Source organism: Paenibacillus sp. GM1FR (genome assembly GCF_002803315.1).
In the GTDB taxonomy this organism is placed as follows: domain Bacteria; phylum Bacillota; class Bacilli; order Paenibacillales; family Paenibacillaceae; genus Paenibacillus; species Paenibacillus amylolyticus.
Genome location: NZ_MKZL01000059.1, coordinates 343,524 through 366,333 on the forward strand (window position 1 = coordinate 343,524; position 22,810 = coordinate 366,333).

The 22,810-nt window shown below is 43.6% G+C and carries 30 protein-coding genes; 3 read left to right on the top strand and 27 right to left on the bottom strand.

The genetic code is table 11. From position 1 onward, the window contains the following. The first annotated feature begins 244 nt into the window (after window positions 1-244). Entirely contained in the window at window positions 245-1,189 is a 945-nt protein-coding gene (locus PAEAM_RS27730) for a hypothetical protein (protein ID WP_100529621.1), read from the top strand. Between the two features lie 19 nt (window positions 1,190-1,208). On the opposite strand, the gene PAEAM_RS27735 is transcribed toward PAEAM_RS27730, so the two are convergent. The 9 genes from PAEAM_RS27735 to PAEAM_RS27775 all read right to left on the bottom strand — a co-directional run bounded on the left by PAEAM_RS27735 (window position 1,209) and on the right by PAEAM_RS27775 (window position 8,406). Continuing rightward, window positions 1,209-1,502 (bottom strand): RNA polymerase alpha subunit C-terminal domain-containing protein, encoded by a 294-nt coding sequence (locus PAEAM_RS27735; protein ID WP_100529622.1) that lies wholly within the window; start codon window positions 1,500-1,502, stop codon window positions 1,209-1,211. A 19-nt stretch (window positions 1,503-1,521) separates the two neighbouring features. Next, window positions 1,522-2,529: a phosphotransferase gene (locus tag PAEAM_RS27740; protein WP_100529623.1), complete on the bottom strand. Its 1,008-nt coding sequence runs from the start codon at window positions 2,527-2,529 to the stop codon at window positions 1,522-1,524. A gap of 42 nt (window positions 2,530-2,571) precedes the next feature. After that, window positions 2,572-3,165, bottom strand: a complete 594-nt coding sequence (locus PAEAM_RS27745) for a DUF4304 domain-containing protein (RefSeq protein WP_076327157.1) — start codon at window positions 3,163-3,165, stop codon at window positions 2,572-2,574. Window positions 3,166-3,223: 58 nt separating this feature from the next. Then, entirely contained in the window at window positions 3,224-3,736 is a 513-nt protein-coding gene (locus PAEAM_RS27750; protein ID WP_243391489.1) for a DUF4275 family protein, read from the bottom strand. A 22-nt stretch (window positions 3,737-3,758) separates the two neighbouring features. Then, a complete protein-coding gene (locus PAEAM_RS27755; RefSeq protein ID WP_100529664.1) occupies window positions 3,759-4,319 on the bottom strand; it encodes an NUDIX hydrolase in 561 nt (186 codons plus the stop codon). 164 nt (window positions 4,320-4,483) lie between these two features. After that, complete coding sequence (locus PAEAM_RS27760; protein ID WP_047842139.1) at window positions 4,484-5,161, bottom strand: ABC transporter ATP-binding protein; 678 nt, start codon at window positions 5,159-5,161, stop codon at window positions 4,484-4,486. Further along, complete coding sequence (locus tag PAEAM_RS27765; protein WP_047842138.1) at window positions 5,158-6,288, bottom strand: ABC transporter permease; 1,131 nt, start codon at window positions 6,286-6,288, stop codon at window positions 5,158-5,160. Before PAEAM_RS27765 ends, PAEAM_RS27760 begins: the two co-directional genes overlap by 4 nt. 67 nt (window positions 6,289-6,355) lie before the next feature. Next, on the bottom strand, window positions 6,356-7,732 hold the full coding sequence (locus PAEAM_RS27770; protein ID WP_047842137.1) for a sensor histidine kinase: 1,377 nt from the start codon (window positions 7,730-7,732) through the stop codon (window positions 6,356-6,358). Beyond that, on the bottom strand, window positions 7,729-8,406 hold the full coding sequence (locus PAEAM_RS27775; protein ID WP_100529665.1) for a response regulator transcription factor: 678 nt from the start codon (window positions 8,404-8,406) through the stop codon (window positions 7,729-7,731). Before PAEAM_RS27775 ends, PAEAM_RS27770 begins: the two co-directional genes overlap by 4 nt. Window positions 8,407-8,697: 291 nt before the next feature. Here PAEAM_RS27775 and PAEAM_RS27780 point away from each other — a divergent pair, with 291 nt between their 5' ends. Further along, on the top strand, window positions 8,698-9,681 hold the full coding sequence (locus tag PAEAM_RS27780) for a cation diffusion facilitator family transporter (RefSeq protein WP_047842135.1): 984 nt from the start codon (window positions 8,698-8,700) through the stop codon (window positions 9,679-9,681). Between the two features lie 147 nt (window positions 9,682-9,828). Here PAEAM_RS27780 and PAEAM_RS27785 read toward each other — a convergent pair whose 3' ends face one another. The 13 genes from PAEAM_RS27785 to PAEAM_RS27845 all read right to left on the bottom strand — a co-directional run bounded on the left by PAEAM_RS27785 (window position 9,829) and on the right by PAEAM_RS27845 (window position 17,452). Next, a complete protein-coding gene (locus PAEAM_RS27785; RefSeq protein ID WP_100529624.1) occupies window positions 9,829-10,125 on the bottom strand; it encodes an SHOCT domain-containing protein in 297 nt (98 codons plus the stop codon). Between the two features lie 61 nt (window positions 10,126-10,186). Beyond that, window positions 10,187-10,318 (bottom strand): hypothetical protein, encoded by a 132-nt coding sequence (locus tag PAEAM_RS32575; protein WP_279303107.1) that lies wholly within the window; start codon window positions 10,316-10,318, stop codon window positions 10,187-10,189. 225 nt (window positions 10,319-10,543) lie between these two features. Further along, window positions 10,544-11,581: a glycine-rich domain-containing protein gene (locus PAEAM_RS27790; RefSeq protein ID WP_100529625.1), complete on the bottom strand. Its 1,038-nt coding sequence runs from the start codon at window positions 11,579-11,581 to the stop codon at window positions 10,544-10,546. A 326-nt stretch (window positions 11,582-11,907) separates the two neighbouring features. Beyond that, window positions 11,908-12,465 (bottom strand): MepB family protein, encoded by a 558-nt coding sequence (locus PAEAM_RS27800; protein ID WP_243391490.1) that lies wholly within the window; start codon window positions 12,463-12,465, stop codon window positions 11,908-11,910. Between the two features lie 43 nt (window positions 12,466-12,508). Continuing rightward, window positions 12,509-13,399, bottom strand: a complete 891-nt coding sequence (locus PAEAM_RS27805; RefSeq protein WP_100529627.1) for a phosphotransferase — start codon at window positions 13,397-13,399, stop codon at window positions 12,509-12,511. An 88-nt stretch (window positions 13,400-13,487) separates the two neighbouring features. Then, window positions 13,488-13,961 (bottom strand): NUDIX domain-containing protein, encoded by a 474-nt coding sequence (locus tag PAEAM_RS27810; protein WP_100529628.1) that lies wholly within the window; start codon window positions 13,959-13,961, stop codon window positions 13,488-13,490. A 20-nt stretch (window positions 13,962-13,981) separates the two neighbouring features. Continuing rightward, complete coding sequence (locus tag PAEAM_RS27815; RefSeq protein ID WP_165790075.1) at window positions 13,982-14,527, bottom strand: HAD-IIIA family hydrolase; 546 nt, start codon at window positions 14,525-14,527, stop codon at window positions 13,982-13,984. A gap of 46 nt (window positions 14,528-14,573) precedes the next feature. Then, window positions 14,574-14,768: a hypothetical protein gene (locus PAEAM_RS32020; RefSeq protein WP_100529630.1), complete on the bottom strand. Its 195-nt coding sequence runs from the start codon at window positions 14,766-14,768 to the stop codon at window positions 14,574-14,576. A gap of 43 nt (window positions 14,769-14,811) precedes the next feature. Next, a complete protein-coding gene (locus PAEAM_RS27825; RefSeq protein ID WP_133120488.1) occupies window positions 14,812-15,105 on the bottom strand; it encodes a hypothetical protein in 294 nt (97 codons plus the stop codon). 14 nt (window positions 15,106-15,119) lie between these two features. Beyond that, on the bottom strand, window positions 15,120-15,983 hold the full coding sequence (locus PAEAM_RS27830) for a DUF4085 family protein (protein ID WP_100529632.1): 864 nt from the start codon (window positions 15,981-15,983) through the stop codon (window positions 15,120-15,122). A 119-nt stretch (window positions 15,984-16,102) separates the two neighbouring features. Beyond that, window positions 16,103-16,492, bottom strand: coding sequence for a hypothetical protein (locus tag PAEAM_RS27835; protein WP_100529633.1), 390 nt, complete (start codon window positions 16,490-16,492; stop codon window positions 16,103-16,105). A gap of 69 nt (window positions 16,493-16,561) precedes the next feature. Beyond that, the gene (locus PAEAM_RS27840) at window positions 16,562-17,047 is read right to left on the bottom strand and encodes an NUDIX hydrolase (protein WP_100529634.1); all 486 of its coding nucleotides are present in this window, start codon (window positions 17,045-17,047) and stop codon (window positions 16,562-16,564) included. A gap of 18 nt (window positions 17,048-17,065) precedes the next feature. Further along, window positions 17,066-17,452 (bottom strand): winged helix-turn-helix transcriptional regulator, encoded by a 387-nt coding sequence (locus tag PAEAM_RS27845; protein WP_100529635.1) that lies wholly within the window; start codon window positions 17,450-17,452, stop codon window positions 17,066-17,068. A 247-nt stretch (window positions 17,453-17,699) separates the two neighbouring features. Here PAEAM_RS27845 and PAEAM_RS27850 point away from each other — a divergent pair, with 247 nt between their 5' ends. Beyond that, the gene (locus PAEAM_RS27850) at window positions 17,700-18,287 is read left to right on the top strand and encodes an NAD(P)H oxidoreductase (RefSeq protein WP_100529636.1); all 588 of its coding nucleotides are present in this window, start codon (window positions 17,700-17,702) and stop codon (window positions 18,285-18,287) included. A gap of 129 nt (window positions 18,288-18,416) precedes the next feature. On the opposite strand, the gene PAEAM_RS27855 is transcribed toward PAEAM_RS27850, so the two are convergent. The 5 genes from PAEAM_RS27855 to PAEAM_RS27875 form a co-directional block, all read right to left on the bottom strand. Further along, the gene (locus PAEAM_RS27855) at window positions 18,417-19,058 is read right to left on the bottom strand and encodes a FusB/FusC family EF-G-binding protein (RefSeq protein WP_100529637.1); all 642 of its coding nucleotides are present in this window, start codon (window positions 19,056-19,058) and stop codon (window positions 18,417-18,419) included. Between the two features lie 388 nt (window positions 19,059-19,446). Beyond that, the gene (locus tag PAEAM_RS27860; RefSeq protein WP_100529638.1) at window positions 19,447-19,914 is read right to left on the bottom strand and encodes a GNAT family N-acetyltransferase; all 468 of its coding nucleotides are present in this window, start codon (window positions 19,912-19,914) and stop codon (window positions 19,447-19,449) included. Window positions 19,915-19,956: 42 nt separating this feature from the next. Further along, on the bottom strand, window positions 19,957-20,613 hold the full coding sequence (locus PAEAM_RS27865; RefSeq protein WP_100529639.1) for a hypothetical protein: 657 nt from the start codon (window positions 20,611-20,613) through the stop codon (window positions 19,957-19,959). A 192-nt stretch (window positions 20,614-20,805) separates the two neighbouring features. Continuing rightward, window positions 20,806-21,678, bottom strand: coding sequence for a carbohydrate ABC transporter permease (locus tag PAEAM_RS27870; RefSeq protein WP_100529640.1), 873 nt, complete (start codon window positions 21,676-21,678; stop codon window positions 20,806-20,808). A gap of 16 nt (window positions 21,679-21,694) precedes the next feature. After that, on the bottom strand, window positions 21,695-22,657 hold the full coding sequence (locus PAEAM_RS27875; RefSeq protein ID WP_372238352.1) for an ABC transporter permease: 963 nt from the start codon (window positions 22,655-22,657) through the stop codon (window positions 21,695-21,697). Window positions 22,658-22,810: the final 153 nt, after the last annotated feature.

Below are 22,810 nucleotides of genomic sequence, written 5' to 3' on the forward strand. Positions count from 1 at the left end.
TTCACACTCTCCTTATAGCTATCTCTCCGTCCTCCTCTCATATAGAATTTTACACAACTTCCTTATTGTACTACGAGTGTCAAGGACAAAGCATCCATTTCAAAACATCATACTCATACACTGTGAAAGCAAAGATGGCCTTCGCTATACTTCCGCCATGTTCAGTAAAGTACACGTACGTCATAATCCTCTTATACAGATGCGGGTGGTGACACTGCATTCGACTACGAAGGAGGATATGGATATGCCCAATCCCAAAGTAAAACTTTTGCCTTTTGCCAACATTTCAAACTATGTCGAGGGCTTCGATATCGTTTCCACCCAGTGGGGCGGGGATGGCCTTGTCTATGTGCTGCTGATGAATCAGATTCCCGAAAGAAAACGAGGTATGTTCGTCCAAAGTAAATTGAAGCAAAGCTATACGTACAAAGTTCTCATTGTGACAGATCAAAATATCGAGGAAGTTGTCATTTGGGGACAGACGTTCAATTATCATTACGTACAACCATTGCATGATCATCTACTGCTCGTCGGAGCACGGTGTGCGAATTACGGAAATGAACAGTTTGATCTGAACGCCAAAGTGTGTGATCTGGAAGGAAATACGATCCGCGAGTTTTTGCTGGGAGATGGGATCCAAAATGTGCAGGTTACAGAGAAGGGAACAATCTGGACCAGTTACTTCGATGAAGGGGTATTTGGTAACTACGGATGGGCCGATCCAATTGGATCAAGCGGTCTGCTGGCCTGGGATGAGCACGGTAATAAAGTGTACGAAAACCGCGCAGCTGACATTGCGGATTGTTACGCACTCAATGTGGTGAATGAGAAGCAGGTCTGGTTCTACTTCTATACCGATTTTGAACTCGGTTGTATCTCAGGTGGCACCAGTGAACCCAACGTTACATTGATGAATCCAAACATCTCCGGTTCCTCTGGCTTCAGTACGGATGGTTATCATTTCTTGTTCGATGCCGGGTACGGTAAACATGGTACGTTTGTGCTTAAAAAAATGGAGAAACCCGGTAGATTGAGCAAGGGGCAGAAGATTGATTTGCTAAATGAAGATGGTCAGCCCTTCAAGCAGGCACGGCAGGATTTTCGCCAACATCGTCTGCTACTCAGTGAAGGTAACTTCTTGTATCGGGTAACGATGGAGGAGATTACTTCCGCTTCTGGTTTGGATTAGTGGAACAGCGTGAAGAGGGTTATTTCTTAAAAGACAATCCCTCTTCTTCCAAAGCGCTTCGCAGTTTGGGCATGGCAGATGGCCCGATTCCGTGAAGTTTCAGGATCTCTTTCTCAGTGTACTCCGCAAGTTGCAGTAGTGTTGTGATGCCTTCATTCTCCAAGGCCCGTCTGGCGGGAGCTGACAATAAGGCTAGAAATCCCTCTGTCGGTTTACGTTCAGCTTCGCACGTCGGACAGGTTGGGCAATCACTTTTTTTAAAATACAAATGTCCTTGTTCGCATGTTCTGAGTGTTCCTTTATCGTTTGCCATGTGGGCATCCCCTCCTGAATCAAGTATTCAACCAGTTCTTAATATCTGAAATCATATTTTCGTATTGTTTTAGAGCCTCTAAAGTCCAAATGACTTGTGATGTTCCTACTAACTGTTCCTCTATGTCCGTACATTCAATCCACAGTGACCGTTTAAGACTATATTCGAGCCAGTCCAACTTTCCAGCAAAACCATTATCCAGAACCACATCCCAATTGGCGGTTAGACTCCCCACTTGCTTCTCATATCCAGCTATAAAAGCCAAGAACTTTTCCTTGTTTATACTTCCGGAGCTATCTACTGACCAATACACAGCTGTTTCTACCAGATCATGCATCGGATTAATATAACCTGCCGATTCCCAATCGATAATAATAGGTATGTCTTGTCTCCACATCACATTCTTAGGCTCCAGATCTCTGTGACTAATAACATTCTCAGATGCTAACATTGAAGATGACTTCTTAGCCTTCATGCTCCACTCATATAGCTTATCCATACTGGAATTCAAAATCTCAATCCATTCCGAATTCTCATTTTTTCCTTTGTTCAGATAAAACATCCAATCTATTTTTTTAGAATTAGTCACCTGTGAACTATGCAATTCTAGTTGTCTAAAATCCGTTTTATGGATATCTGCAAGGATCGTTCCCATCAGAGAACTGTTATTGATAGTAACTTCATCTTGTTCCAAGCGTTGCCCCTCAATCCAATCAAAAATTAGATAGAATTGATTATCAATGTTATGCATAGAAGCACCCTTTAACCTTTTTGCAGGTTGAGCATGGATATGTTCAGCTGCCACGCTTGCGATTTTTTCTGAATCAATATAATTTTGCACAGCAGTAGGTCTTATCATGATCTGGGGATTCAATGCCTTAACTGCATAATTAGCTTGCGTCGTTTCAATGGCGTACATTCGATGAAGAAGTCCACCTGAAATCGGTTTGGGCGAACTGATCAATTCACCAAGCTGTAATTCATTACACAGTTTCTCAAAATTTAAATTATATTGAGTATCGTTCATATGTTATCCCCTCTCATTTTGGCTATTTGTCTGGAGCAAAGCCTATAATCCATATTCGGCAAAAACGGCTGCATATTTCTTTTCTAATATCGTCCAGCGCTTTTCGGCTCCGTATTTGGCGTGCAGTTGCTGTAAATAATGCTTGGCTTCTTCCGTATCACCGGCTTTTAGCAGGAAGCGGAAGGTTACTTCGCTTAAATGTAGCGCTGTCTTATCCATATAATAATGGACTATATCTCTGGCCCCTGTCAGCGAGTGTAAGAATGACATGCCCTCTTCCAAATGTGACACCAGTTCTTTCGATAAAGCGTCTGGATCGATATCAGGCGTTAAGGTATAGTGGGCCGGAGCGGAAGGGGCTATTTCTCTGATTCGGCAGGTAAAATGAGATGTGAACTCCAATATGTCTCCATTCAATCCAACGGAATGCAACTCCGCAAGTTCGGTGGAATGAACACCACAATTAACATAAAACTGGACTTGTCTACTGGTGTTATACTTTGCTCTTTGAATGTTGAACTTATATGCGAGGTTTCCATCCGCTTTGTAGAAATTCAGATTTTTCTTCGAATAGCCGTGTTTGGCAAATACGGGTTTGACGTCTGTTTTGATGATCTTCTTAAAAAGTTCCTGCATTGATATCACTCCCAAGGCAAAGTTTATTTAATTCGTTGTTACCCTTTTTTGTTCAGAATTATGCTTGTTCTATTTTATAAAAATAAGGGCCACACATGGATTCGTGCGTATACACGTACGTCCATGTAAACGCTCGGTCGAAGATATAGATATCCTGCTCCGAATCAAAATCAGCTGCAATGACCCGATTCGCGTTTTCGTATAAAAGCACCCAACCACCACTTTCATACATCACATATACTTCATCTTTCGGCTCGGCATCGAAAGCATCTCGTGCTTCATCATGTGTCAGACATTTCTGTTGTTCATAACTGAACATATGCCACTTGTACTGGCTATAATGGATAGACTCTTTGACCACATCATCGATATTATGGGCAAATACGCTGTCCCATTGCTGTACAATCCCTTCGGATTCCTCATACAGTTCGGATACGACAACCCCTTTATCCTGCAATTTCTTCTTGAACATATATTCCTGATGGATACGCTCAATCCCCCAATATGCTCGGTTCAGTTCCATTTCGGGTAACGCATCCAGCAGCTCGTTAATTTTATCTCGAATCATCATTACCTCCGTAAGTTATCTGGAATTATAATACCTGGCCCTTGCCTGACTGTTTAGCTTCATTTCGCAGTACATAAGCCAGTTTGTACATCTCCGCAATGTCATGTCTGTTCTGTTTCTGGAATCTTTGGATCGCTTCATCAATCTCTACCACTTCCACTGCAACTACCTGCTCACCATCCTCCGGATTCAGCGGATCACCGACAAGTTCAACATCTCCATAACCGATGATTCGTACGAAATGGGGATGCGGAATATGCGGCCGATACGGTTCCAAAGCACTGGATGTGCAATAGAATTGACCAAAGATCTGATAGGACCGCATGTCTGCCCCAAGTTCCTCCATCAGTTCACGCTTCAGTCCATCCATGTAATGCTCACCTGCTTCAAGCGTACCCCCAGGCAGCTCCCAGTCTCCATTATCCAATTGAAAGACGACACATTGATCCCCAACAAATGGAATGATGCTAATATTACTCACCAGCTTTTCATCCACGATGTCGTTTAATCTAAACTCTGCCTCAATAATCCCCCAATGAATCGACGTACTCAGTGCCGGGAATTGTTCTGCATTTAAGCCGCTCATCCACATCAGTTCCTCTCTATGTAAAATTCACTATTCTTCCAATTATAGTCGCAAACAAAGAAAGAAGGCCACCTCCCCACCGGGAATATGTGACCCTCTTCTTACACTCTCCGCCCTTAAGCCTTGGATCAATATTGTCCCCAGACTTTCAGACCATGCTCCTTCTAATGCTGTACCAACTTTCCCTTTTCCAAAAAAAGAACCCGGCTGCAGAGCGGCAGAACTCGCTCATCATGCGTAACCATCACTGCACTCTTGCCCTGCTCTTTCACGAGCCGTGCAATCATGCCGACAATATCCAGCCCACGTTCCGCATCCAGGCTGGCTGTTGGTTCATCCGCGAGCAGGACAGCCGGATCGTTCATCAAGGCCCGTGCAATAGCGACCCGCTGACGTTCCCCGCCAGACAGCTTCTCCGCATACGCCTTCCGCCGATGGGTTAACCCTACCGTATCCAACAACTCATCCACTCGTTTCTCCGCCTTGTTTTTATCCGATCCGGCGAGCTTTGCAACGACCATGAGTTGTTCTTCTACTTTCAGATACGGAATGAGGTTGGCACTTTGAAAAATAAAACCAAGCTGCTGAAGCCGCATATCGGATATATCTTGTTTGCTTTTGCCCAAAATAGAAGCCCCGTCCAGCAAAACCTGTCCTTCCGTAGGTTCGAGAAGTGCGCCAGCAATGGACAGGAATGTACTTTTACCCGAGCCGGAAGGCCCCATCACAGCCACAAGTTCCCCTTCAGCAACCTCAAGGTCCAGTTTGTCCAGAATCGTGCGTTTGCTGCCGCCATCTTCAAAGGTCTGTGTAATTCCCTGTAATACCAATCGGTTTCTCATGCTGCTGTCCTCCCAATCGCATCAAGTGCATCAATTTTGCTAACCTTCCACACCGAGAATAACGAACCCGCCACAGACATGAGTATGAATAATACACAGGTCAGTGCGAGAGTGGACAAGCCTAATTGAAATGGCATTGATGCTGGCAAGATGGACTCGAACAGTCGAACCAACAGTACACTAATTATCAGACTACCAACTGACAAGACCAGAACTTGTAACGAAACGCTCCCCGCCAGATAACCATTCCGCGTTCCGATGGCTTTTAATATGCCGAACTGACTCGTCTTCTGAATTGTGATGACATAGAAGAATACCGCAAGCACAAACGCCGAGATGACATATAGAAATGCGATCATCATGAGCAACGATCCCTGCTCTTCCTTATATCCAGGAATGGCCGATACAGCATCCGACTTTGTGATGACTTCCATATTAGGCATTGCAGCACTCAGGCGGTCTACCTGATCGCCCCCATCCTTAATCGCAATAGCATTGTATATCGGAGCATTGGCATTGGTGTCTGCTGAACCTTGCGAAGTTCGTGAACCTCCTTGAAGCGTAAGCCATTCCTGTTCATTCAGGAACACCACTGGGGAGTGACTGAAGGACTCATTTTGTACAAATCCACCAACGGTCCACTCCGCTCCCGAAGCTTGATCGACGAGAACAGTGCCAATCGTGACGCCAGATTCAGACAACTTATGATCTACCACAACCTGCCCGTTTGTCTGATCTGTAATCGGAGTTCCTTCGGTAACGGTTGGAGCAAGCCAGCCCTCCGGATTAACCATGAACAGCGTGACATCGATCTTTTTTGTGTCGCCGGTTGGACTGACGGTTGTCATTTTCACACCGAGTGGCTCAGCGTTCTCTTGCCCCACTACGGAGCGAGCTTGCTCAAGCTGATCCTGATCCACTTGTGACCGGGTGAACCGATGATTCGAATCCTGCTCCAGCACAAAGTGGGTTGCTGCCATATTTTTGACCGAAGCTGCGTTATCATACGCCAGCCCCTGTGCAAGACCTGTAACAAACAGTACCAGAAATGAAACCAGTACCATGATTGTAGCAATTAAGGCATAGCGCCCTTTGGCATACCTCATTTCCCGAATAGCCAAGTACATGTTCTGTGACCTCCCTCTTGATAATCCAAGTATAGGAGGCGAAAATGAACGGCAAATGAATAACAGATTACATCTGCGGAAGTGTCACGATAAAGACCGTACCCTCAGGCGAACTGGAAACCTCGATTGTACCGTCATGAATTCGAATTATTTTCTGCACAATGGCAAGTCCAAGCCCGGTTCGTCCGGAAGAACGTTCCCGCGCACGGTCCACCCGATAGAATCGATCGAACAGGAAAGGCAGATGCTCCGCAGCAATCCCGTCTCCTGTATCCCGAATCTGAATCACACACTGGTTATCCATCTGCTCGGCATGAATCTCGATGCTTCTTCCCTGTGGCAGATGATTCACTGCATTTCCCAGCAGATTCATCCACACCTGCATGAGCAGCACTTCATTGCCCACCAGCTGGATGGAATCGGGCACCGAAATCCGAAGGAGTAGTTCTTTTTCTTCCAATTGCCATTGCAGCACCTGAACCGCTTGCCGGAATTGATCTCGCAGAGAGAACTTTACTTTGGACAGATCTTCGTTGCCTTGTTCAAGGGAAGACAGGAGAAGCAGTTGTTTGCTGAGCAAAGAGAGATGACGGCTCTCCTCCTCAATGATTGATGCATAGTGCTCCCGTTCCTGTTCAGGCAGATCCCGATCCGCCACCAATTGGGCAAAACCCTGAATCGAGGTCAGCGGTGATTGAATCTCATGCGATACATTCGATACAAACTGCTGCCGCGCCTGATCTACCCTCTCCAATTCACGACTCATGGTCATGAAATGCTGGGCCAATTGCCCAATCTCGTCACGCCGTGTGGTAGGCAATTTCAGATTATATTTTCCTTGAGCAACGCGCTTGGTTGCCTCGGACAGACGTTCAATCGGATTGACCAGATAGCGGGTACTGATCAGAAAGATCAGGATACTAATACCTATCGTCAATGCTCCAATCAGCGCAAAAAAGATCCGCAGCTCACCGAATTGCAGAATTACATCCGGACGCATAAAGAGGGCGTAATTCGCATTGCCTAGCTGTAGATGAACACCCACGGTATTGCTTAATTGATTATCAAAGAAGCCGGTAATGAACGGTTTGCTTGGAAACTGGGCGACGCCATGGTATACCTCACCATTCAACACCAGTTCTACAGCTTGTTTGTCCAAATCTTTCTCTCGAAATTCGCGGCCGTAGAATTGGTCGTTGCCTTTTCCATCCGTCACATAGATTTCGTACCCAAGTGCGGCGGCATTGTTCAAATACTGCTCCATCGTGCCGGGTTGCTGCTCCACAAATTGCTTCATATGCGTCGCGATGCCCACCAGCTTCTCATCATTGAAATCCTTGAGCTTTGTATGATAGTAGATGTTGGACAAAAGAAAACCGAGCATGCCGCTGACCATAATCACCGCAATTGTAATGAGGAATACCCGGACGTACAAGGTCCTCAAGGTGCTTTCACCTCCATCTTGTAACCAATACCCCGCACAGTCTGAATGACAAAATCGTCCGTATAATCGGTAAAACGATCACGCAGCCGCTTGATGTGCACATCAACGGTACGATCATCTCCTTCGTAGTCTGCTCCCCATACAAGCCGAATGAGCTCATCCCGCGAGAACAAACGGCCCGGAAACTGGGCAAGCTGTGAGAGTAATTCAAATTCTTTCATTGGCAAAAAGAGAATGGATTGCCCGTCAGTAACCTCAACATTGTTACGGTCAATGACAACCCGGTTCATACGGATGATATCGCTGGATGTGCGATGGTACCGACGAAACAATGCCTTTACCCGATAGACCAGTTCTTCCGGTTCAAATGGCTTGGTCACATATTCATCCGTTCCTTTCAGATAACCGTCTCTCTTGTCAGATAGCTGATCTCGTGCCGTCAGCAACATGATTGGAATGTCGTAATGCTGCCGAATGTAATCACATAACTCCAGTCCGTCCATGCCTGGCATCATCACATCTAAGATCGCCAGATCGATCGGAGTTTCTTGCATTAGTTTGACCGCTTCCAGTCCATCCTGCGCTTCATGAACCCGATACCCTTCCTTGGTCATGACATGCCGCAGGAGTGCTCGAATATTCGCATCATCGTCTGCCAGCAACAGATGTTTCATATGGTTGTCCGCCCTTCTATGTAACAAGTACATCTCACTTTGATCCTGCACAGATGGTAGCATAAAAGCAATCTCATTCGCCAGCACACGCATGGAGATAAACTCGACATGTTTATATTTTCTTAAATCTGGTTGACACTACTAAGAGGCAGAACTATAATAAAACCATAACATATGAACGAACGCTCATATATTCATTTGTAGGTGATCAAACATTGCCAAGAATCATCTATATTCCACACTAGAAATCATATTACATAACGGAGCAAGGCTCCAAAGGAGAGGATTTATATGTCCGGACATCATCACGATCAGAACCATGGGCACGATCATGGACACAACCACGCTCACACCACCAATAACAAGAAAGTCCTGTTGTTTTCCTTCATTATTATTACCATCTATATGATCGTTGAAGCCATTGGTGGATTTATCACCAACAGTCTCGCGCTTATCTCGGATGCAGGCCATATGTTGTCCGACTCCATTGCACTTGGGATCGCTTTACTGGCGTTCACCTTTGGTGAAAAAGCGGTGAATACTGGCAAAACGTATGGATACAGAAGATTTGAAATTTTGGCCGCTACGTTAAACGGAATTACGTTAATCGCCATTGCACTCTACATTTTCTACGAAGCGATTGGGCGTTTTATCAACCCGCCAGAAGTCGCAACCGTAGGCATGTTAATCATCAGCGTCATTGGATTGCTCATCAATATTCTGGTGGCCTGGATCATGATGCGTGGTAGCGATACAGAGAATAACCTGAATATGCGCGGGGCTTATCTCCATGTCATCAGTGACATGTTGGGATCGGTTGGGGCCATTGCGGCAGCACTGCTCATGATGTTCTTTGGCTGGGGTTGGGCCGATCCACTTGCAAGTGTAATTGTCGCGGCGTTGGTATTACGAAGTGGGTTCTATGTCACCAAATCATCCCTGCATATTTTGATGGAAGGCACTCCAGCCAATGTCGATGTGAATGAACTGGTGCAGACCATCAAACAAGTCGAAGGTGTCAAAGGTGTACACGATGTGCATGTCTGGTCCATTACTAGTAACCTGAATGCGCTGACCGCACATATCGTAGTGGATGGAACGATGGATGTTTATGCATCCGAGATCCTCGTTCAGAAGATTGAACACATGCTGGAACATAAAGAAATCAAACATGTAACGCTCCAAGTGGAGTCCGAGAAACATCTGCATGACACCTCGGTATTATGTACGGTCAAAGGCGACGCACCAGATGCCCATGCGCATCATCACCATTGAGATGGGTAACAAATATTAGTTGCTTCTAAATGAAAACAGGGCAGATTCTCCGGTGAAGGGAACGCCCTGTTTTTATTTTCCTAAGTTCAGCTTTTTGGTATGAGTAGAAAATAGAATAGCCTTTACCTAACCGTAGCGGGCTCTGGACTACTTGTATCTGGAGAGTAACTTCTCTTTTTTTTGATCGAATTCATATTCCGATATGATATTTTTCTCTTTTAAGTCACCTAGCTGAAGCAGTTGTTCATGAACATTCACAGGGGTCTTTTTTCTCTTGCTTGATATGATCAAGGCTAGAATTGAGAAAAGCACACCATACAGGACACCCAAAATCCCCAAACCTGCCGCTACCTCCGCACTTTCTTGCGAACCATCTATAAAAACTACGATTAATAAAAAATTGAGTACGTACCAAATAAGACTGACGATCGATAATGCTTTCAAGATTATTCCTCCTAAAGGTTATGTATGTTTCTATCAAAATCAGGAAAAGCAGGTCAGAACACTAAATATTAACCTCGTCCCAGTTCACTATGACGTATCCAAGTTGAAACAGCAGGATAACAATATAAATGATGTTGATTCCCAAACTGGTCTTAACTTTCTTGATCTGATCCAAGAAATCTTCTTTGTTCATTTTTCCGCGTTCCAGCTTGGACTTCATCCAAGCCTTTCTCAATTCCTAGCTTAAAGCTTACATTCACACTCAAGGTCAAAACGACTAAACCAAAACCTATAAAACTTAAATACGGTGTGAATTTGTTGCTTCGCATGTGCTCTTTCCCTTCCGGCAATCTCCATTTGTCTAGTGACTGTTTCATTCAAGATTGCAGATTCACTGTAGCCCAAATACTCAATCTCATTAATCTCCGCCACCACCACAAGATGAACAGCTGGATGAGCTGCAAGAAGAATCGGAAGATGATCCCGAGGATGATCCAGATCCTCCCGAGGAACTACTGCTGTCGGTACATTGATCCGCATAACAGCTGGAACTGCTCGTGCAGCCACTGCTTGACGAGGAACCATAGGCTGCCTTTTCCTGTGGAAGAATTTCCTGCTCCAGCCGGCCCATGTGTAGCCCATATGTCGCCTCGTTATGCATGGAGTAATACACCATGGCGCTAGCCATGACGAGAGCTACATCGCTACTTCCGGAAGACGCTGGAGATAGCTCGTCTTTACTTGGAGTTGCGCATCTACGTAGTTGATCAATCAAGTAGATAATCACCGGAGCAGCTTCAGGATCCTCCTGCATGCGTCTGGCATGAAACAGTTCATTTACCAGTTCGAATTGATCTCCCTGTGCGATCAGCTTCTGTACATCACTGGATAATGGGTAAGTGAAAAAATCACCCCAGATTGCAGCACTGTAGGGGGTGAACTCAAATAATTGACAGTACACCCAGTCAAACCATGCACGTGCTCCTGGCGTTTCGCGGCGGGTGATTGCCGGCTCATGGTGTACCGTGGAACCCATTAATTCTGCACAAAAATCAGCGTAAGATTTCGTAAACATCAGCATCTCATGCCACAAATCATCAACTTCATCACTGAACATGGGCACCTGCTTAAGTAATGAAGCCATAATGAAATATCGCTTAAGTTCTATCAATTTCCACCGATACTCCAGCGTTTTCATGTGAGGATATTCCTGTTGAATTCGGATCTTGAGTTTGTTGGCAAAATGCTTATTGTAACTCTTCTCCAATTGAAGAATGGTTTGCTGATAGGAGACTTCTTCTCGAAGTCCAAGATTCAATGGTGCTTTTTTTCGTCTGTACGTAACTTTCATCTGTTTTCTGCGTCTTCCTGCTGCTGGACGGAAAATCTTGAGCTTACGTCGAACCAAATAGGCTGTTACAACTAAAACTGCTGCAAGGTAGTAGTAGATCGGCATAATAAAACCGCTCCTCTCCGTTGATCTTCTCTATGTAGGGTTAAACTATCATAAGTATAAATGAGGAACGGCAGTGATTAATAGAGCCCTTTGGCATACATGCCAGAGCTCTGTTTTTGTATATTTCTTTGTTGCTCATTGTTATGAAATGGCAATGATTATTGGAGGTAGGGTATTTCCCGGGAAACTTTCCACCCATGGCGTACTCCCCCCAAGGCACACCTACCGCTAAAGCAACTTGAAAGAGAATCACGATTAGGATCAGGAAGGTAAATGCTATTGCTGACGTTAATACGATCATGACCACACTCCTAAATCATAGGTGATTATAATGGTTTATCATAAAGTACCCGAGCTTGATCACAGTTCAACGGTTCGGTAAAAGATACTTTCAAGAAGTATTCCAGCTGCCATTGCTGCGTTTTTACAGCCTGCTTACTTGTTGGCTTGTCCCAAGGCGGATATACACGTATGGCGCGCTTGCCTCCTTTGCCTTGATCCGATATGATATCTCGCTGTAACAATACATGCTTTGGAAATACAAATTGACCAAAGTGGCTGCCTGCGCGCGTACTAATGACATACATATCTGCTGGATCTGATACATCATATGGCTGTGTCGATCCATCTTCACTCCGCTGCCACAGGGTAACAAATTGTCCAATCTTGGTTGGGGTGGTTTTGGCGACGCGAAAACGAATGGAGAGAGAGTTTAAGGTGAATACATACGCCCCGTATTCAGCATTTTGTGCTTCTTCATGTGGTTGTGAGCAGATAAAGCCACACTTGTCATAGATAAGTTCTTTACTGGCAAGTAAGTCGCCATGAAGCATCTCGGAGGTCGTCCAAGCATTCGGACGATTCAAACTACTTTTGTTATCCAACTTGTGATATCTCTCCTGTCTTGTATAGTCTGATCTAAAGCATTTACGATAGCTGTAAAAAGTTTGTTAGTTCAAGTTCCTGACATAATCGCTTCCATTCCTGCCATGCTTTCAAGTATTCAGGCAGATCATCAGGGTGATGCTTGTTACTCAGCCCAATTCGGCAATATAGATGGACCAGAGCTTCCTCTATCAATCTGGATTTATCCATATCTACTTGCTCTAAAAGTTCGAACGTAGCAAATAATGTTTCGATGTTGATATCATCCGGCGAAGAGCTAAAAGCATACAAGAAATCATAGAGGATAGGTCCAACCATTGGAGATGGGTCAATAACGCCGATGAGTTCATTTTGATCATATACAAAATTATGAACCCCCGTATCGACATGTAAAAGAAACTTTTCTTCTTCCTCATGAAACAGGTGATCCACTTTGGATTGAACCAGATTATAATCATCTGTAGTTAAAACACTTCCGATATTCATCTTTGCTTCTTGAATACTAATCTGATTGAATTCTTTCCATGTCCTCTGTGGGAACTCTATTCTGCCCCATGATTTCGTATCTGTAGAACGCACATATGTATTGAACAGCTCGTTCACCAGACGAGTTAACCAGTCTCTTTTCTGTCCCCGATTGAAATGGGTCGTGCCTTCCATATACGTATAGATAAAATAAGTGTTATCCGGATCAGTCAACAAAACTTCAGGCAATAACGAAGAATTCTTATACGTATCCAAAAACTGCTGGGCGATGTGAATCTGTTCGGGTTCATCCGATTTCAAAATATAGTGTTTATTCAGACTCGTACTCAACCGATAAACACGTCCAGCTGTGGTACCTGACAAACTTTGAATTTTAGATATTTCTTCGTTGATATGATGCATCTTGAATAAGTCATTGATCTCATTAATCGTTGGATTAATTAACATATGGTTCTCCTCATAATAACTAGGATCTGAATTCATTTGTCGAAGATAAGGTGAGTGAGTTTAGATTTTAATCGCACAGTCGGTTGGATTATCTTTCAAAATGCGCCCGTTCCTCTTGATTGGAGCTAAAAATATAATCTGGATACTGGTTTGCCATGGGTGGAAGCTGATCCTCAGGGAAAAACTGCAGATCCTTCATCTCTTCATTATCGGGCGTAAGTTGTCCAGATCTGATCCCGCATTCAAATACGATAGTCAAATATTCAACCTGATGACCATTGCTGTATGTAAACCTTCTTGCTTCACCCCCGTATATTCCGATAATCTTCTCGGGTTCAACAACTAGACCTGTCTCTTCCAGTGCCTCTCTTACCATCGCTTGCGCCGGTAGTTCACCAAGCTCAATTGCTCCAGCAATCAGCCCCCAGGTTGATTCGTTATGTTTACGACCGAACAGAATTTCCCCTTGTTCATTTCGGATAATCCCAGCTACACCTGGCATAAAAATAAGCTCGTTGCCGATCTTGTCCCTAAGGTTTTTGTAATAGTCTGACATACCCATCCACAGTTACCTCCTGTCTTTTATTTTCTAAATTCCCTTCCATCAATGATCCATTGTACGGCATCCCAAATATCCTCTGCGATATAATCAGGTTCGGTCTCCGTCCATTTGTCTCTGAATTTGGTTAGTGAAGATTCCCCCCACCCTGTTCTCACCATAATCTTGGTCGCTCCTACGGCATGGGCAGCAAGCATGTCTGTATCTCCTACATCTCCAATAACTATGCATTTGGATAAATCCAGACCGTGTTCCTCGGAGGCCTGTAATAACATTCCGGGTTTAGGCTTTCTGCAACTGCATTCTTGCTCATGCGGACATATATAGGAGTGATCGAATCCATACTCACGAAATTGCTCTTCAAAATCCTCAACACTTGCTTCTCCACGTGAGATTCGATATTGATTCGTAAAAGCCAGTACCATAATTCCTTCTCGCTTTAAATGCATAATTGCTTCTTGAGCATTGGGGTATAATCTGAAATCTCTCGGATGAATAAAATGACCTGTACCACCAATTGTTCCATCTCTGTCTATAAAAACAGCTTGTACGTTCACCTGTGGGTTCATCAAGGTCCGTTCCCTTCTCAGAAAAATTTCAAGTCTTGTCGTTCATCTATACTTTTTCATCAATAATATTCTTACTACTATCTTGCTGCTTATGGTGTTGCAATTTTTTAATTTCAGTTTTCAGATAGTGTACTTCTTTGATTAATACATCCAGCTTTTTAGACGTTTTGGATGAATCTATCGCATAACGTACAATTGCAGCAAAGATAAGAACGACAATTAAACTTATAATTGAGATCACTAAAGTCCAGATAAATTCCGAAATGGTTTCCAACTCCTTGTTGTCAAAATAATATGTTATAAAACTCTTCTGAAAACCAAAACCATATGATCCCTAATATAACCATTATGGTGCCTAGTACTTTTAATATTATTTCGATATGTTTAGGGATATCACTATTAGGTGGGTTATCTTCAAACTCGTAATTCGGTTTAATTTTTCGATATCTCATCAGAACAAATATTTTGTATAGAAAATCAGGAAAGAAGTAACACGCAATGCCCACGACAAATACGGGAGTAGATAAATAACCAAAGGTACTGGTGGTCCATTCCATCTCTATTCCCTCCATATTCATCCTCTTGGCCTCTCTCATTCTACCTCTACGAGAATGTCAGCACAGCGAACAATCAATTCAGGCATACTCTCTCCCTCAAATAAAACATGAAGCTCATATCCGTTATCGATCCGATACAGCTCTTGATACATCCAGTAACTGCCTACAATCCCACCGTCTTGCTTGATGATTTCGGGTGCAACCAGCGTAAGTTTATTTATGTTGGTGAAGCCCCCACGGATGTCAAAACGAATGACCACTTCATCCCCTGTCAGCAGTTCCGTCACTGTACAATCATGAAATTGAACCCGATTATGTATTTCATCGGGAATATCCTGCGCTAGAATGGCTTCCCTGTATTCATTCGATACACGCTCCATCTCTCTCCTATTTTCTGCACTCTGTTTCTTCAACTGAAGCATAACTTCTCTCGTGCAATAACCCAACGTAAATACACGGATATCCGCAATTTGCTCATATATTTCCTTTGGTAATCGTTCTTTCTGATGTTTGTAATCCCATTCCTGCATCTCTTTAAATGCAATTCTATGCTGTAGCTCGTCAAAAGGAGGCCTCACATCATAATCCGCGATTAATTTCTCGATCCGCTCTCTTTCTTCAGCAGGCATCTGATATACTTTTTTATCTTCTTCCGATATTTCATTCCCACTAAGAAACTTTTCGGCAGATACAAAAACATGGCCATTTTGCTCCAGCAAAAAACGAGGATCTATATTGTACATCTCACGCTGAAGCTCTATATAATCTTTTTCTTTTCTTTTATAACGTCGCAGGAAAAGTGCTTCGTCCAATTCGTAAGTTCCTCTATGTACCCTCATCCCAAAATGAAGCCCTGTCCGCTGACACAGCTCATACCATTCTTTCGTTCGATATCTCATATGTATCTCTCCTGTTGATTTATAGAATCTACTTTGCTATTGAAGAATAGACCTTTTTAATTTGTGACGAGAAGTAAGCTGCACCTCCTCAACGATTCCTTATATTCACAAACACTGTTCTACCCCAAGGTTTGAAAAAATTTATGTTTGATCTCTTTGTTGTTTCGCGCCGCCCATTCATGCACAGCTTCTACGCCTGCGGATTCCTGACCTCGTTGAAAATAAAAACATAGATCCATCGGCACTAACCGTTTACCATAGAGTTTGATGCCAATCCGTCTGTAATTCATATAAATACACTCAATCTGAGATGCATCATATCTCTGATGTTTCATAGAAATCACATGATCGCTTTCCAGCGTAATACTGGGTTTAGTGAAAAACAAACGCCAGAGCAGAAAAACGATATAACCGAGAATAAAGGTCAATATAACGATTAGGAAGTACTTCATAATACCATTTTCATCATAAATAATATTTCTGAAAAACATAGCTTCAATGACCAACATACATAATAGGCTCAACCATGCTCTTGGATAAATCGTCTTGTATGTGATGAGTTCCACCTCCTAATTATTCTAACCATTAATCCGAAGCCACTCAGAAGGGGCTTTTCTGACAAAATGCTTTTCAACAAAATCCAAAATATCATCAATTCCGGGCAATGCCGCATTTTCTTTAGCTTCGTCAAACGTCATCCATTGGTACTCGATATGTTCATGATTTAACCGGACAACCTGGCTTTCATCCACATATCCTACGAATACGGGAGCGGTATAGATATACTCCCCCATGGGTGAATAATATTGTTCGAATTGATTGGCAGAATACAACCGGACTTCCGTAATACCTGTCTCCTCGTGAACTTCTCTAAGTGCAGCTTCCCATGCCTTCTCGCCCTTTTCTATCCCGCCGCCAACATAACACCACTCGTTATGCAACATACGACCAGCCCGTTTCAGCATCAGTACATGGTATTGATCGAGGCTTTTCTTCAACAGAACTACAGCCACGCCTTCACAACGAATGGGAACTGCCTGTTTCACATGCTCTGCACCATCCACCTTCTCGTGCCCCTCTCTTCAACTTTCCTGAGAATCGAAATCCTCCAATACTTTAAACTTATCCCCGTGGATTTTGTCCAGATGCTCTTCTCCCCAATAACATAAATGGTCCAGCGCGGGCTTGAGTCCCCATCCGTAGTCCGTCAACTCATATTCCACTTTGGGAGGCACCTCCGAATATACCTTGCGCTGTATGATCTCATCCTTTTCAAGTCCTCTGAGCTGCGTTGTCAGCATCTTCTGCGTAATGTCCGGTATTAACCGCCGAAGCTCCGACGTGCGTTTCCGTCCTGTCATCAAATGATAAATAATCAACGGCTTCCACTTCCCACCCATTACTTCCAAGGCCGCTTCCACGCCTACTTTATATTTTTTTGGAGCACTCGTTTCTCTATGTTCTGTCATTTTTGAACCCCTCCATAAATAGGCTGTATCCCAAGTGAAAATATAAACTTTTTGCTACTCTTCTTTCTATTATTCAAGCCCATTTCGAGCCATCCATTTAGGGTACTTTAATGTTCCTATGGCACTTCATTCTTCCTATAGAACATCAAAGTGCGTACTTCCAGATGTTTTCATACCTGTTTATAATAGCATCAGCCACTGATTTATGGCTACAAGACTGCAATCCAGAAAGGTAGTGAAAGATAATATGAACGTACTCGTTGTAGTATCCCACCCAAGAAAAGACTCCTTGACCTTTCAGGTAGCTCAACGTTTTGCACAGGGTCTTACCGATGCTGGTCACGGTTATGAGATATTGGATTTGCATGGGATTGGCTTCGACCCAATTCTCAGAGAGAAGGATGAACCAGACTATACCCAAGAAAATCAGGTATTCTCGCCTGAGGTTGAGACGGAGATGGAGCGGTTGAAGAAACACGATGCTGTGGCTTTTGTGTTTCCTCTCTGGTGGTGGCATCTGCCAGCCATGTTGAAAGGTTATGTGGATCGTGTCATGAACAACGGATTTGCCTACGGCGCGAACAAGCTCTCTCATCAGCAGATATTGTGGATCTCTCTTTCGGGTGTGACGGAAGAACAGATGCATAAGCGCAACTATGGTCAATCGATCGCCAACCTGCTCAATGTGGGAATTGCCGATTACTGCGGCGTGTCCCAATCGAGGGTTGAGTTTTTATATGAAACGTTGGAATCCAAGCCTGAGCATTATGAGACACTGCTGAACCATGCACATCACTTGGGACTGAACTATGCCAACGATATTCCGACTCCATGATCGTATGAGAAAAAAGGTATGAACCGAATATGAATTCTCAAGTTTAGTGATACGTTCAATGGCGAATCACTACGCTTGAACACGGCAAAAAGGTCGCTCCGAAGAGCGACCCTGCCTGTGTGTCTTTCATTATTTTACTGTCGAGAGAAGAAACTTCTCCAACATAGTGATATCGGTAATACTATGGTTGCAAGCTGTGTTATCCATGCATACGTACTGGGCAATGGAAGAAAAGTTATCCGGCGAATGAGCCTTAGTCTTCACGTTGAAGAATCCGAGCTCCTGATGCCGATTACAGAACATGCAGTACCCTTTTTTGTTCGTGGATGTAATCCGTCCCTCAATACCGAGGAATCTGCCTTCGTACGGGTACACGATGAACAAACGGCTCGTCGCAATGTCAGTCCATCTCAGATAGGTTGTGTGTGCGTAATCGATGGATTCGAGATCGGGTACTTTGAGCTTCTTGGCCTTTGGAAACAGCTTCTGAATCTGCTTCGCTGATACTTGCGGATATAGAATCAGATATGATTCCAGCTGGTTCAGATACGTCTGCAATTCATGTGTCGTCTCATACGTGGATAACTGCTCCAGCAGTTGCTTCTGCTCCGAAGTGAGTTCATCGAAGATGCTCACCGCATTGTTGCCGACCGTATAACGGACGGTTTCCAATACTTTGGGATCCACAACCGAGCGTAGCGTTTTGAGCAGGAAATCAGCTTGTTTTTGAATATAATTAAATTTATGATTCTGAATAAATGGTGTTTGCATGGCGTTCAGCCCCTTATTTTTATTGGAAGAACAAATAAGGTGCAAAGCCTGCGGGATGTAACATTATGTTGATGTTGATTCCAGGGCAAACAATCTCATTTTGTCGCGCCCTACACAAAGTCCGCCCCTATTCAGGCTTTGCGTAAGGCTTTCTAGCGAACGAGCAATCCGGCATCATCCATATTGCCACGTCATAACCCCCAATACGAAAGATATATCGAAATTATAACAGGGCAGCATAGTGTAGGCAACGGGCTTCGTTCCAATTTCCTCTGTTCAAGAAATATGATTACCTCTCAGGCTTTCTTCCATTCTCCACGAAATGATCTACCGCTGACTGCTCAATGGCCTCATGAAGCAAGAGCAGGATTGGAGCTGTAACGGACAATTACAAAGTTAATACCGCCTGTACTTCGCCACATGCCAATATTTCACCAGTTTGAATAAAACCAAGAGAGTCATAAATTTTCTTCGCAGCTAGATTTTCAGGTTTGTAGGTGAGTTCTACAACTTTGGCTTTTCCACGTGGGAAAGTCCTCGCATACTCAATTGCTTTTACTACCATTTCTTTACCATATCCCTTACCTTGGTATCGCTGGTCAATCATCATCTTGAAGATGCCATAACTGCTATAATCAAAATTGCCATCCCCGTCATCATAGTACATCGAAATAAAACCTACCATATTGTCTTCCTTATAGACTGCAAAAGTAATAATAATCTGCCCCTCATCTGAGGCAACGTACGCTTCAGCAAGTGCATGTTGGTTCGAGGATATGAATCTTTGTTGGTCTGGAGTGACTTTAAGTTCAATACATTCGATAAAATTATCCCAAGTTATTCTTCTAAATTCCATTTTGAATTCCCTCCCGCACTTATCATCATTACTATTTTCTTCCTATTTTGTTGCACTAATATAGCTCAATTTAAAAATACTATCATACATATATGTGTAAGAATCGTAATACTCAAGCGCCTTTTTTCTCTCTTCGTGGAAAGACTTTAATCTTTCCTTGTCCCCGGTATTAACATAGGCTATTAACTCAGTACTCGCTTTTTTATATGATTCCACACTATAACCCGCATCAGAAAAATCAAAGGAATTATAGTCTTGTACTGGAGTAAACACCTCTGGACGGATCCAGCCCTTAGATTCGGCTTCCTTTATTAACTGTTGTAATCTGGAGATGTCAACTTGCTCTTCTAATATTACTTTATAAAGAACATCAACCACTTCTTGCTCGATCTTGTTGAATTTGCTTGTAAATTCATGATTGGAAAGATGCATCTCTATTAAATTTTTAGTGTAATGAGAATAGCTATTCACTAGATTAAGCTTGGAGTTCTTATACTCTACCGCAAATCTTGCATCACGAAGAACACTGGCCGGGATATAAGCATGATTTTCAATTATTTTGACTTCTGTCCCTGCCCTGGTCTTTAGTTCTTTTCCATTCAAAAATATACTTATCTTCTGTGGTGCGCTTGTCGCTGCAAAAGCAAGAGAAGCGCTTACTAACGACAAAGCAAGAGTAACAATTATCATTTTTTTCACTTCGTACACACCCTCTTATATGATTAATAAAGATAACTTTCAATCAGCTATCATCGTACCATTTTATTCAAATAAAGGTAATACACTACATATGAACAACTTCTTTATTCATACACAAAAAAGAAGCCACCTCCCTGGCCTTCCCCAGTTCAGTGACTCCATTTTACAATCCTATTCATTTCCTACATTCAACTACTCTTTCACAGCACCTACCACAATCCCAGTCACGAAATACCGTTGCAGGAACGGATACACAAGCAGGATCGGCAGTGCGCTGATAAAGATCTGCGAAGCCCGAATCGTCCGTTGGGACAGGTTCGCTACTGCTTCCGGATCAAGCTTCGACATATCAGCCTGCACGATGATCGTCTGCATGAATGTCGCGAGTGGCAGTTTTTCCGCATCACGGATGTAGATGATCCCGTCAAAGTATGCGTTCCAATGCCCTACCATCATGAAGAGCGAAACCGTTGCAATAACGGGTACCGAGACAGGCAGATAGATTTTGATAAACGTTTTAAAGTGCCCTGCGCCATCGATAAATGCCGCTTCTTCCAGATCCTTCGGAACGGTACGGAAGAAATTCAGCAGCAAGATAATGTTAAACACCGCAACCAATCCTGGCAGGATCAAGGCCAGCAATGTGTTCATCAGTCCCAGCTTCAGAATCAGGATGTACCCTGGAATGAGGCCACCGCTGAACAGCATCGTGATGACAAAATACCACAGATAGATGTTACGTGCGCGGAACACCCGCGTCTCCTTGGAAAGCGCATAGGCTGCTATCGTATTAACGATTAACGCAAGTCCAGTACCGAGTACCGTCCGCTCCACAGATACCCATAAGGAGGAGAGGAAGTTTGTATTGGCGAACGTTTTCGCATACGCCTCCAGTGTAAATCCAATTGGCCAGAACGTTACGAGACCAGCATTTGCAGGTGCAGATGCGCTAAGTGATACCATGAGCAAGTGATACAAAGGCAGCAAGCAGAGCAGTGAAAGGATGGTCAGTAACACATTGTTGAATATGCTGAATATGCGGTAAGGCATCGTTTTATGGTACATTCGTTTGTCATCCTTTCTAGAAAATTCGATATCCAGCGAATCGGTAAGCCAGTCGGTACGAGATCACAATCAGGATCAGGCTGATGACCGATTTGAACAGATTCACAGCGGTAGCGAAACTGAACTGCCCACTAAGCAGACCTTCTCTGTACACAAACGTATCGATAATATCTCCTTGTTGATAAATCAACGGACTATATAAGTTAAAGATCTGGTCAAAGTTGGCGTTAAGCACATTACCCAGTGCCAAGGTTGCGATTACGATCCCAATGGGAATCAGTGCCGGGATGGTAATATACATCGTTTGTTTCCAGCGTCCTGCCCCATCTACTTCAGCTGCTTCATAAAGTGCAGGGTTAATGCCAGACAGTGCCGCGAGGAAGATGATTGTGTTGAATCCAAACTCTTTCCAGACATCACTCGCAATAATTGTGAATCGGAACCAGCTGCCATCCCCCAGGAAGAAGATCGGTTTGATGCCGAATACCGAAACCAAGAACTGATTGACAATACCCGTCTGGGCCAGAATGTCGATCAGAATGCCTGATAGCGTAACCCAGGACAGAAAGTGAGGAAGATACACGAGCGTTTGAATCGTTCTTTTCAGCGCCATCTTCCGTACCTCATTAAGTAATAAGGCGAATACAAACGGAATAATCAGGTTCATGACAATCTTGGAACAGGCAAAGAACAACGTGTTCCACGTAATTTGCAGGAAATAATCATTTTCCCACATGTACCTGAAGTGTTTCAGTCCTACCCATTCGGAATTGAAAAATCCCAGTGCAGGTTTATAATCTTGAAATGCCATCAAAATCCCGGACATCGGAATGTATGAAAATATAAAGACCATAATGGCCGCCGGCAACACCATAAAGTGCAGAATCCATGGCTGTTTGTAGCGTTTTTTTCTCTTTTTATCCAGCTTGTTCCCAACGTTTGCCTGCGGGATCCGCTTACCCTCCAATTTAGCCTCCATAGCGCTTCTCCTGTTCCCAAAAAAAGTTTTTGTGTGTGATCGGGTTCTCTGATATAAATAGTATCAAGCCATACTGAGGTCTGCTATATAACATTGTTAGGCTTGATAGTGTTTTGTTAGGGTATCATCAGAAGAGGTAGTTTACACACGAAT

Bases quoted from the DNA above. Each gene is read 5' to 3' on its own strand.
- PAEAM_RS27730 (WP_100529621.1), top strand. From the start codon at position 245: ATGCCCAATCCCAAAGTAAAACTTTTGCCTTTTGCCAACATTTCAAAC.
- PAEAM_RS27735 (WP_100529622.1), bottom strand. From the start codon at position 1,502: ATGGCAAACGATAAAGGAACACTCAGAACATGCGAACAAGGACATTTG.
- PAEAM_RS27740 (WP_100529623.1), bottom strand. From the start codon at position 2,529: ATGAACGATACTCAATATAATTTAAATTTTGAGAAACTGTGTAATGAA.
- PAEAM_RS27745 (WP_076327157.1), bottom strand. From the start codon at position 3,165: ATGCAGGAACTTTTTAAGAAGATCATCAAAACAGACGTCAAACCCGTA.
- PAEAM_RS27750 (WP_243391489.1), bottom strand. From the start codon at position 3,736: ATGATGATTCGAGATAAAATTAACGAGCTGCTGGATGCGTTACCCGAA.
- PAEAM_RS27755 (WP_100529664.1), bottom strand. From the start codon at position 4,319: ATGAGCGGCTTAAATGCAGAACAATTCCCGGCACTGAGTACGTCGATT.
- PAEAM_RS27760 (WP_047842139.1), bottom strand. From the start codon at position 5,161: ATGAGAAACCGATTGGTATTACAGGGAATTACACAGACCTTTGAAGAT.
- PAEAM_RS27765 (WP_047842138.1), bottom strand. From the start codon at position 6,288: ATGTACTTGGCTATTCGGGAAATGAGGTATGCCAAAGGGCGCTATGCC.
- PAEAM_RS27775 (WP_100529665.1), bottom strand. From the start codon at position 8,406: ATGAAACATCTGTTGCTGGCAGACGATGATGCGAATATTCGAGCACTC.
- PAEAM_RS27780 (WP_047842135.1), top strand. From the start codon at position 8,698: ATGTCCGGACATCATCACGATCAGAACCATGGGCACGATCATGGACAC.
- PAEAM_RS32575 (WP_279303107.1), bottom strand. From the start codon at position 10,318: ATGAACAAAGAAGATTTCTTGGATCAGATCAAGAAAGTTAAGACCAGT.
- PAEAM_RS27790 (WP_100529625.1), bottom strand. From the start codon at position 11,581: ATGCCGATCTACTACTACCTTGCAGCAGTTTTAGTTGTAACAGCCTAT.
- PAEAM_RS27805 (WP_100529627.1), bottom strand. From the start codon at position 13,399: ATGTTAATTAATCCAACGATTAATGAGATCAATGACTTATTCAAGATG.
- PAEAM_RS27810 (WP_100529628.1), bottom strand. From the start codon at position 13,961: ATGGGTATGTCAGACTATTACAAAAACCTTAGGGACAAGATCGGCAAC.
- PAEAM_RS27815 (WP_165790075.1), bottom strand. From the start codon at position 14,527: ATGAACCCACAGGTGAACGTACAAGCTGTTTTTATAGACAGAGATGGA.
- PAEAM_RS27825 (WP_133120488.1), bottom strand. From the start codon at position 15,105: ATGAATATGGAGGGAATAGAGATGGAATGGACCACCAGTACCTTTGGT.
- PAEAM_RS27830 (WP_100529632.1), bottom strand. From the start codon at position 15,983: ATGAGATATCGAACGAAAGAATGGTATGAGCTGTGTCAGCGGACAGGG.
- PAEAM_RS27835 (WP_100529633.1), bottom strand. From the start codon at position 16,492: ATGTTGGTCATTGAAGCTATGTTTTTCAGAAATATTATTTATGATGAA.
- PAEAM_RS27845 (WP_100529635.1), bottom strand. From the start codon at position 17,452: ATGACAGAACATAGAGAAACGAGTGCTCCAAAAAAATATAAAGTAGGC.
- PAEAM_RS27850 (WP_100529636.1), top strand. From the start codon at position 17,700: ATGAACGTACTCGTTGTAGTATCCCACCCAAGAAAAGACTCCTTGACC.
- PAEAM_RS27855 (WP_100529637.1), bottom strand. From the start codon at position 19,058: ATGCAAACACCATTTATTCAGAATCATAAATTTAATTATATTCAAAAA.
- PAEAM_RS27860 (WP_100529638.1), bottom strand. From the start codon at position 19,914: ATGGAATTTAGAAGAATAACTTGGGATAATTTTATCGAATGTATTGAA.
- PAEAM_RS27870 (WP_100529640.1), bottom strand. From the start codon at position 21,678: ATGTACCATAAAACGATGCCTTACCGCATATTCAGCATATTCAACAAT.
- PAEAM_RS27875 (WP_372238352.1), bottom strand. From the start codon at position 22,657: ATGGAGGCTAAATTGGAGGGTAAGCGGATCCCGCAGGCAAACGTTGGG.